Below are 321 nucleotides of genomic sequence, written 5' to 3' on the forward strand. Positions count from 1 at the left end.
TGTCCTCGCCGGGAATGAGAGAAAGGGAACGTCCGTTGTCCCATTTCATTAATAACTGACCGGCGTCATCAACTGCAATTACCGTTCCTTTTGTGCCTGATGGAATCGGCTGTGGATCGTTTTCCATGCTGTCAAGGCATATTCTTGTGCCTTTGGGGTATCTTTCTTTCATCATTTCAACTTTTCTTCTGTTGTACATAATTCACCTCACATCGTCATGCTCATACCGGGTTCTTCCGTGAGTTTCTCAACTTGAGACAATTCCATTTCTTCTCCTGTTTGCAGCGACCAGTCGTTGCTGTCGTTCCAGAAGCTGACATA

1 protein-coding gene is annotated in these 321 nt (G+C 45.5%); it reads right to left on the reverse strand.

All coding sequences use genetic code 11. The features are described 5' to 3' along the window. The coding region (locus tag OCV67_RS13595) for a DUF4314 domain-containing protein (protein WP_147644425.1) at nucleotides 1–199 on the reverse strand (199 nt) is incomplete at its 3' end. Nucleotides 200–321 lie beyond the last annotated feature (122 nt).

The sequence above is a fragment of the Porcipelethomonas ammoniilytica genome (assembly GCF_025567485.1).
Lineage (GTDB): Bacteria > Bacillota > Clostridia > Oscillospirales > Ruminococcaceae > Porcipelethomonas > Porcipelethomonas ammoniilytica.